The organism is Streptomyces sp. WAC06614, from assembly GCF_003949795.1.
In the GTDB taxonomy this organism is placed as follows: Bacteria; Actinomycetota; Actinomycetes; order Streptomycetales; family Streptomycetaceae; genus Streptomyces.
The window spans coordinates 1-8,333 of the sequence record NZ_RPRY01000296.1 but is presented as its reverse complement, the minus strand read 5'-3'; the positions used below and the strand labels follow the sequence as shown (position 1 = coordinate 8,333).

The window sequence follows — 8,333 nt, the reverse complement described above, 5'->3', positions numbered from 1 at the left end:
GGACCACCCCTGCTGCGTCCCTCCCCCGGCCCGCCGAGCGTGGGAGGCATGACCCGTACCGACGCAGGCCCGGCCGACGGTCCCCCGCGGGGCCTGGTGAACGAGATCAAGGACGCCGTCACCGTCCGGGCGGCGTTGCTGGTCCTCGGGGTGCTGGCGCTCCAACTCGCCTTCGTCACCTCGTACATCGGCGCCTTCCACCACCCGAAGCCGCACCGGATCCCGCTCGCCGTGGTCACCCCGCTGGCGCCGCTGACCGAGCAGAGCGTGCAGCGGCTCGCCTCCCTGCCCGGGGACCCGGTCGACCCCCGGGCGGTCGCGGACGAGGCCACGGCCGTGCGGCAGATCCGGGACCGGGAGGTCGACGGGGCCCTGATCGTCGACCCGGCCGGGAAGGTCGACCGGCTGCTGGTGGCGAGCGGCGGCGGCACCTCCGTCGCCGACGCCCTCCAAGCGGTCGTGGGCCTGGCGGAACGGGCCCAGCAGCGCACCGCCGAGGTCGTCGACGTGGCTCCGGCCGCCCGGGGCGACAACCGGGGGTTGTCGTCGTTCTACCTGGCCGTCGGCTGGTGCGTCGGCGGCTACCTGTGCGCCGCGATCCTCGCGATCAGCGCCGGGGCCCGGCCGGCGAACGCGCACCGCGCCCTGATCCGGCTCGCCTCCCTGCTCGCGTACGCGGTGGTCGCCGGGCTGCTCGGCGCGGTCATCGCCGGACCGGTGCTGGACGCGCTGCCCGGCAGCCTGTGGGGCCTGTGGGGTCTGGGCACTCTGGTGGTGTTCGCGGTCGGCGCCCTCACCCTCGCCCTCCAGGGGCTCGCCGGGGTCGTCGGCATCGGCCTGGCGATCCTGCTGGTGGTGGTCCTGGGCAACCCGAGCGCGGGCGGCGCGTACGGATATCCGCTGCTGCCGCCGTTCTGGCGGGGGATCGGCCCCTACCTCCCGCCGGGCGCGGGCACCTGGACGGCCCGCTCGATCGCGTACTTCCGGGGCAACGACGTGACCGGCTCCCTGCTGGTGCTGTCGGCCTGGGCGGTGCTCGGCGCGGCGGTCACGATGGCCTGCGCGGCGTTCCGCCCGCCCCACCCGGGCCCCCCGGTCGGCAGCGGCCTCCCGGACCCGGAACCGGACCCGGCACCTCCCGCTCCCTGAGGGCACGCCGCGCCCGGCACCGCCCGCTACCCTGCGCCCATGGGAATACCCGTGCGCACCGACGACGGCCGCCTCCTGGCGGCCGAGGAGTGGGGAGATCCCGCCGGCACCCCCGTGCTCCTGCTCCACGGGACCCCCGGCAGCCGCCTGGGCACCGCACTTCCCGGGCTCGCCGCGCGGCACCCCGGCGTCCGGTTCCTCTCCTACGACCGGCCGGGCTACGGCGGCTCCCCGCCGAGCCCCGGCCGCCGGGTCGCCGACGCCGCCCGGGACGCCGCCGCCGTCGCCGACGCCCTCGGCATCGACCGCTTCGCGGTGGTCGGCCGCTCCGGCGGCGTCCCGCACGCGCTCGCCTGCGCCGCCCTGCTGCCCGACCGGGTCCGGGCCGCCGCCGTCCTGGTGGGGCTCGCTCCCCCGGACGCCGCCGGCCTGGACTGGCACGCGCGGATGACCCCGTTCAACGTGCGCGTGTACGGCCTGGCCCGGGGCCGGCTCGACGGGAGCGACCCCGGCGGCCTCGACCGGGACCTGACCGCTCGCGCCGCCGCCGTCCGGCGCGACCCGGAGCAGCTCCTGGAGGACCTGCGCGCCGACCTCTCCCCGTACGACCGGCCGGTGGTCGAGGACCCGCGGGTGCGCACGGCGCTGCTGCGCTCCTACCGCGAGGCGCTGCGCGTCTCGCACCTCGGCTGGCTGGACGACTGCCTCGCGTTCGTGCGCCCGTGGGGCTTCGACGTCTCCGGCGTCACCGTGCCGGTGCTGCTGTGGCACGGCCTGGACGACGCCTTCTCCCCGGTCGGCCACACCCGCTGGCTCGCCGACCGGATCCCCGGGGCCCGGGCCGTCCTGGTGCCCGGTGCCGGGCACTTCGCCGCCCAGTACGCGCTGCCCGAGGTGCTGCGCTGGCTGGAGGGGCTGGACGGCCCGCCCGGGCCGAACGGCACCGAGGGCACCGAGGGCACCGACGACAGGGACGGCACCGACGACAGGGACGGCACCGACGGCCCGGACGCTCAGGTCGCGGGGCGCCGGTAGGCGGCCGACCGGGCGCCCTTGAGGGCGTCCATGATCCGCTCGTGGCTGTCGCCCACCGCGTCGGTCACCCGGACCCTGAGGTACAGGGCCTCGACCTCGTCCACGAACCGCCGGGAGAAGGCTCCGACCGTCGCCGTGTCGTAGCCGCCGCCGGCGGGCACCAGCGGGAAGTTCCCCATCTGCACCAGCTGGAAGTCCTCCCCGGCGGTGAGCCCGGCCGCGGTCAGCGCCGCCGCCGCGCCCTGGACGTCGGTCCAGGCCCCGCCGGCTCCCGGTGGGCCGCCGCGCAGGACGACCCGGCAGGCGTAGTCCTCGATCACGGCCGTGTGCGAGCCGCCGTTGAGCAGGCCGACCCGCCACTCGGGTGCGCCGCCGTGCAGCTGCCCCGTGGTCCAGTCGGCCCGCCAGCCCAGGGAGGGCCGCACGGTGCGGGCGTACTGGGCGCGGGCGAGGACCGCACCGGCCGCGACCGCGAGCAGGCTGCCGAGCGGCTCCATGTCGAGCAGTTGGAGCCGCCACGGCCACTGGGTGCGCGCCGCCGCGGACATGTTGGCCCGGACGATCTCCCAGCCGAGCACGGCGGTCAGCACGGCCAGCAGCACGATGGGCGCGGTGTGGAGCAACGGGCTGCGGCGCACCCGGCGTTGGGTGTCACCGTCACGGACGGGCACCGGCCCGTCGTCCCTGAAGTCGGTCACGTGCGCTTCCCCCCGGTCCACGGACGGACAGGTCCCCCGGCCGCGGGTGCGGCCGGGGGACCTCGGTACTCCCATGGTGCCCGGGACCGGGCGGGGTCGGCTAGTAGACGCTGACCCCGTACGCGCTGAGCGCCTCCGTCACCGGCTGGAAGAAGGTCGTGCCGCCGGAGGTGCAGTTGCCGCTGCCGCCGGAGGTCAGACCCACCGCACGGGTGCCGGAGTACAGCGGGCCGCCGCTGTCACCCGGCTCGGCGCACACGTTGGTCCTGATCATGCCGTAGACGATGTCGCCGCCGCCGTAGTTGACGGTGGCGTTCAGGCCGGTGACCGAGCCGCTGTGGATGCCGGTGGTGGAGCCCCTGCGGGTCACCGACATGCCGACGGTGGCGTTCACCGCGCTGGTGATGTCCTGGCTGCCGACGGTGCCGGGGGGCACCGGCGAGTTGCTGGCGTACTTGATCAGGCCGTAGTCGTTGTTCGGGAAGCTGGAGCCGACGGTGGAGCCGACGACGGTGGTGCGGGCGGAGTTGCTCCACCAGGTGCCGGCCCCGTCGGTGCAGTGCCCGGCGGTGAGGGCGTAGTAGGTGCTGCCGCTGCGCACGTTGAACCCGAGCGAGCAGCGCCAGCTGTTGGCGTAGATGGCGTCGCCGCCCGAGACCAGCTTGGTGAGCTTGCCGGGGGTGCGTTCGATGCGCAGGGCCTTGGCGTCGGAGCCGGCCTCGTGCCGGATCCTGGCGATGTCGGCGGCGGTGACGGTGGAGTCGGCGGTGACCACCAGGGTTCCGGTGGCCGGGTCGGTGTGCCAGGCGGTGCCGGCCACATCGGCGCGCAGGACCGATGCCCCTACGGCGGCCAGCCGGTCGGCACTGAATCCGTCGTCCTGTCCGTCCGCACCGGCGGTGGTGGGACTGGCCAGTACGGCGACCGCGGCCAGGCCTGCCGCCAGGGCCGTCAGTCGTGCGGTGGTGGTGCGCTTGATCCTCACTTCACGTCCTCCCGGAATGGGGTGTGGGGGTCCGGTGAGGCGCAGCCAGGGGCGGTGGTGGCGCATGGGGTTTTGGCCGTGTCCCTGACAAGCGCTGCTCGGGAGTGTCCTGTCGTCAGATGACGGGTGCAAGGGCGGCTTTCAGCCGCCGTTCGCCCGCCGCGACCTCGAACGGCAAGGTGTTGCCCGGCGGGGGGAACGGGCAGATGAAATGACCGGCGAAGGCGCACGGCGGGAGCAGGACGCGATTGAGGTCCACCGTGATCGACCCGTCCGCGGCCGGTGCCCCGGGCCGCAGGAAGCGGAAGCGGTAGCTGGTCAGGCTGCTGGTGACATCGGCGAAGACGGCCCACAGCGCGCCGGTGTCCGCGTCGACCGCGACCTGCAGCCGGTGCTCGGCGCCGTCCCGCTCCAGGACCAGCTCCCCGCCGAGGTCGAGACCGCGCCGGTGCCCGTCGGCGTTCTCGACCAGGACACTGCGTTCCTCCCCGTACGCCCGGAACCGACCGGGCAGGACGTACGACGGGTCGTACGGGGTGGCCTCGATGCCCAGGAAGGTCCGCCGGGCCTCGGCGTCGGGGTCGAAGACGCGCACGGCGTGGGCGCCTTCGCGGCGGATGACCACCAGGTGCCGGGCCCCCGCGGCGAGCCGGGCCCGGGCCGGGGGCCCGCTGTCGGGGGCGAGGTCGGTCTCACCGGTGAAGGGTTCGGCGTCGAGGGCGAGCCCGTCGGCCTCGGTCGCGGTCAGCCGGACCCCGCCGGCCGTCTCCCGCCACCGGCCGGGAACGGCCGGAATTCGCCCTTCCGGGTAGTCGGCGAGCCAGTGGGTACCGGTCAGCGTGAGCGGACCGTACGGTGCGGTGACCGTCTCGACCCGCCCCTCGTGCCACTTCGCCCATGCTTTCGCCGCGTCGTCGCTCATGCTGCTCAACCCTTCCACACCCGCGCGGGACACGCGGGTGCGGTAGGGCCGTACGGAGCTGTGCAGTTCCGCCTGCCGCCCGTCGGACGCGAACTGAGGGGGCCTCAGCAGCCGTCGCAGGGACAGCAGCAGCCGCACTCGCAGCAGCTGCAGTCACAGCCGCTGCAGTCGCAGTCGTTGCAGCAGCCCTCGCGCTTCTTGCGCGACCACGGGCCCTCGTACTCGTCGGCGCAGCAGATCTGGCAGGTGCAGAAGAGCCCGATGAAGGCGGCGCAGCCGGCGAAGAACCCGCGCGGCGGCTTCGGCCGGTGCGGGTGGAACCCGTCCGGCATCCCGCCGGAGCCACCCGAGCCACCGTTACCGCCGGAGCCACCGGGACCGCCGGGACCGCCGGAGCCGGGCGGCGGCGGCATCCCGGGCCCGCCGTAGGGATTCTGACCGTAGGGGTTCTGCCCGTAGGGGTTCTGCCCGTAGGGGCCCTGCCCATGAGCACCCTGGTCGTACGGGTTCTGTCCGTACGGCCCGCCGCCCTGCTGCCCCGGGGCTCCGTAGCCGGGGGCTCCGTAGCCGGGGCCCTGGCCGGGGGTGGCGTGGGAGGCGGTGTGGCCGCAGGAGCGGGTGCCGAAGGCCCGGTCGACCGAGGTGCGCAGCTCGTGGACGAGCAGCCGGTGGGCCAGGCCGCCGTCCACGAACTCGACCTCGGCCATGGCCAGGCGGATCCCGTGCAGCGCGTCGTCGCACAGCCGGCGGGCCTCGGTCAGCGAGGTGCCGGTGGCGTCGAGCGGGTTCCAGGCGCCGGCGGCGCGGTCCGCGGTGAGGTCCTCGACGGCGTCGAGCAGGTGGGCGAGCCGGCCGAAGTAGCGGCCGGCCTCGGCCAGCGCGGTGGCGTTGCCGGGCCGGCCGGCCAGCCGTGCGGTATGCGCGAAGGCGGCGGCCGTCGCGGTCTCGGTCGGCTCGGTGACCACCAGCACCGGGGTCCCGGGCCCGGCCAGCGCCTCGATGCCCGCCTGCCGGTCCACGGCGTCGACCAGGAGGGCCGTGTCGAAGCCCAGCGAGGCACCGGTACGAGCACCCGCCCGGTCCCAGCCGCGGGCGACGGTCCGGGCCGCGGCGGCAAACGGCCTGCGGGCCAACACGCCGTCGCGGTCGGCGACGTGGTCCCGCAGCTTCGCCGAGGCGAGCACCAGCGAGACGGCCGCGGCGAGCCGGGCGCCCTCGCCCTGGGCCACCGGCGCGGTCCGCATCCCGCGCAGCGGACAGGGCCCCGCGGTACGCCGCGCGCCGTCGGCCGCACCGGACTGAGCCTCCGTCAGAACGGAGACGAGCAGCCCGTCGTAGTTGGTGACGATCCGGGCGAACTGCCCGTGGTCCCCGCGAAGTGCCAGGCACAGTCCGCAGAGATGGGCCATCCATTCGCCCTTGAACCGCTCCCCGAGCCGGTGCGTACAGGGCCTGACTATGCCGAACAAGAGTGCTCCCCCGAGTGTGGTGCGCGTGCGTGCGGGGCATCGTACCGAGCTGGTGCCTTCACCCGTACGTCCCCTGCGGTCACCCCGATGGAGGTGGTGGTCGTATTTTCACTCAGTCAGCAGCGGTAGTGGCCAGGAACCTTGACGGTGCACCGGATGTTCTGCACCAGTACCGTCACGAAACCCCTGCGCGGCGGCTATCCACTTGGCGCGTTGTCAGCATCATGGACGACCATAGGGAGCGGACAGAAGAAGACAGCAGAAGAAGACAGACAGACCGCGGTGAAAGGAGGCGTCCATGGGTTCGGTGCGCAAGGCGAGTGCCTGGTTGGGTCTCGTGGAGGACAGCGACGACGAGCGGTACTACGACGACGACTACGCGGAGGCCCAGCAGGGCCCGCACTCGGGCGACCAGTGGGTCACCGACCCCCGGGTGAAGGTCGTGTCGGACTCGGCCGTCGAGCAGGGCCGACGGATCGCGACGGTCACCCCCGACGGCTTCCGTGACGCGCGCGGCATCGGCGAGCTGTTCCGCGAGGGCGTCCCGGTGATCGTCAACCTGTCGTCGATGGACCCCGCCGACGCCAAGCGCGTGGTCGACTTCGCGGCCGGTCTGACCTTCGGCCTGCGCGGCTCGATCGAGCGGGTGGCGACCAGGGTCTTCCTGCTGACCCCGGCCGACACCCAGATCGTCAGCGGTGAGGGCGGGCGCGCGGCGGACGGCTTCTTCAACCAGAGCTGAGCCGGGGGCACCGCCCCGGCGACAGCGGGGTGACGTCACCGGCGACCGTACCGGCGGAGGGCCGGAGGACCGGATCACCGGAGGACCGGATCACCGGAAGGCATCGATCCCGGTGAGCGCCTTGCCCAGCACCAGCTGGTGCATCTCGACGGTGCCCTCGTAGGTGAGGACCGACTCCAGGTTGGTCGCGTGCCGCATGACGGGGTACTCCAGCGAGATCCCGTTCGCGCCGAGGATCGTGCGCGCGGTGCGGCAGATCTCGATCGCCTCCCGCACATTGTTCAGCTTGCCGAAGCTGATCTGCTCCGGCCGCAGCGTGCCGGCGTCCATCCGGCGCCCCAGGTGGTGCGCGAGCAGGATGCCCTTGTGCAGCTCCAGCGCCATGTCGGCGAGCTTGGCCTGGGTGAGCTGGAAGCCACCGATCGGCCGACCGAATTGCTCGCGGGTCCGGGAGTAGTCGAGCGCGGCCTCGAAACTGGCCCGCGCCGCCCCCATGGACCCCCAGACGATCCCGTACCGGGCGTGGCTGAGACAGCTGAGCGGCCCCTTGAGCCCGCGGACCTCCGGCAGCACGGCGTCCGCCGGCAGCCGGACGTCGTCCATCACCAGCTCACTGGTCACACTGGCCCGCAGCGACCACTTGTGCCTGATCTCGGGCGCGGAGAACCCGGCCGAGTCGGTGGGCACGACGAAGCCCCGCACCCCGTCGTCGGTCTGCGCCCACACGACGGCGACGGAGGCCACGGAGCCGTTGGTGATCCACATCTTCCGCCCGTTGAGGACCCAGTCGGAGCCGTCCTTCTTGGCGTACGTCCGCATGGAGGCCGGGTCGGAGCCGACGTCGGGCTCGGTCAGCCCGAAGCAGCCGATGTACTCGCCCGCCGCCATGCCGGGCAGCCAGCGCTGCTTCTGGTCCTCCGAGCCGAAGCGGTGGATCGCGTACATGGCGAGGGAGCCCTGGACGGAGACCAGCGAACGGATCCCGGAGTCCGCCGCCTCCAGTTCCAGGCAGGCGAGGCCGTACTGCACGGCGGAGGCGCCGGCGCAGCCGTAGCCGTCGAGGGACATCCCGAGGGCGCCGAGGGAGCCCAGCTCCCGGGCCAGCTCGCGGATGGCGGGGAGCTCGCCGTCCTCGTACCACTGGGCGATGTGCGGCAGGACGCGGTCGGCGGCCCAGGCGCGGACGGTGTCGCGGACGGCGAGGTCCTCGGGACCGAGGAGTTCATCGATACCGAGTGGGTCGGTGGGCACGAACACGGGTCGCCTCCCGGCGGGGTAGCACCAAAGCCTGGCCGCCCAGACGCTATGCGCCCAAGGCCCCCCAGTCCACCCC

At 74.1% G+C, this 8,333-nt stretch carries 8 protein-coding genes; 3 read left to right on the top strand and 5 right to left on the bottom strand.

Annotated elements, in window-relative coordinates; all coding sequences use genetic code 11:
- The first annotated feature begins 48 nt into the window (after nt 1–48).
- Together EF918_RS28365 and EF918_RS28360 are read left to right on the top strand one after the other, a co-directional pair.
- On the top strand, nt 49–1,149 hold the full coding sequence (locus tag EF918_RS28365) for a DUF3533 domain-containing protein (RefSeq protein ID WP_125651784.1): 1,101 nt from the start codon (nt 49–51) through the stop codon (nt 1,147–1,149).
- 39 nt (nt 1,150–1,188) lie between these two features.
- Complete coding sequence (locus EF918_RS28360; RefSeq protein WP_125651783.1) at nt 1,189–2,184, top strand: alpha/beta fold hydrolase; 996 nt, start codon at nt 1,189–1,191, stop codon at nt 2,182–2,184.
- On the opposite strand, the gene EF918_RS28355 is transcribed toward EF918_RS28360, so the two are convergent.
- The 4 genes from EF918_RS28355 to EF918_RS28340 form a co-directional block, all read right to left on the bottom strand.
- Nucleotides 2,163–2,882 carry a hypothetical protein gene (locus EF918_RS28355; RefSeq protein ID WP_125651782.1) on the bottom strand — a complete coding sequence of 240 codons (720 nt, stop codon included), beginning with the start codon at nt 2,880–2,882 and terminating at the stop codon, nt 2,163–2,165. The genes EF918_RS28360 and EF918_RS28355 overlap by 22 nt on opposite strands.
- Before the next feature lie 100 nt (nt 2,883–2,982).
- Nucleotides 2,983–3,867, bottom strand: coding sequence for a S1 family peptidase (locus EF918_RS28350; RefSeq protein ID WP_260610756.1), 885 nt, complete (start codon nt 3,865–3,867; stop codon nt 2,983–2,985).
- Nucleotides 3,868–3,982: 115 nt separating this feature from the next.
- A complete protein-coding gene (locus EF918_RS28345; RefSeq protein WP_125651780.1) occupies nt 3,983–4,789 on the bottom strand; it encodes a DUF1684 domain-containing protein in 807 nt (268 codons plus the stop codon).
- A gap of 104 nt (nt 4,790–4,893) precedes the next feature.
- Nucleotides 4,894–6,258: a DUF5685 family protein gene (locus tag EF918_RS28340; protein WP_125651779.1), complete on the bottom strand. Its 1,365-nt coding sequence runs from the start codon at nt 6,256–6,258 to the stop codon at nt 4,894–4,896.
- A 298-nt stretch (nt 6,259–6,556) separates the two neighbouring features.
- Here EF918_RS28340 and EF918_RS28335 point away from each other — a divergent pair, with 298 nt between their 5' ends.
- Complete coding sequence (locus tag EF918_RS28335) at nt 6,557–7,000, top strand: cell division protein SepF (protein ID WP_125651778.1); 444 nt, start codon at nt 6,557–6,559, stop codon at nt 6,998–7,000.
- A gap of 90 nt (nt 7,001–7,090) precedes the next feature.
- On the opposite strand, the gene EF918_RS28330 is transcribed toward EF918_RS28335, so the two are convergent.
- Complete coding sequence (locus EF918_RS28330) at nt 7,091–8,257, bottom strand: acyl-CoA dehydrogenase family protein (protein WP_125651777.1); 1,167 nt, start codon at nt 8,255–8,257, stop codon at nt 7,091–7,093.
- Between the last annotated feature and the right edge of the window lie 76 nt (nt 8,258–8,333).

What these genes read in the sequence shown, in the direction of transcription:
- EF918_RS28365 (WP_125651784.1), top strand. Translation starts at nt 49, where the DNA reads ATGACCCGTACCGACGCAGGCCCGGCCGACGGTCCCCCGCGGGGCCTG.
- EF918_RS28360 (WP_125651783.1), top strand. Translation starts at nt 1,189, where the DNA reads ATGGGAATACCCGTGCGCACCGACGACGGCCGCCTCCTGGCGGCCGAG.
- EF918_RS28345 (WP_125651780.1), bottom strand. Translation starts at nt 4,789, where the DNA reads ATGAGCGACGACGCGGCGAAAGCATGGGCGAAGTGGCACGAGGGGCGG.
- EF918_RS28335 (WP_125651778.1), top strand. Translation starts at nt 6,557, where the DNA reads ATGGGTTCGGTGCGCAAGGCGAGTGCCTGGTTGGGTCTCGTGGAGGAC.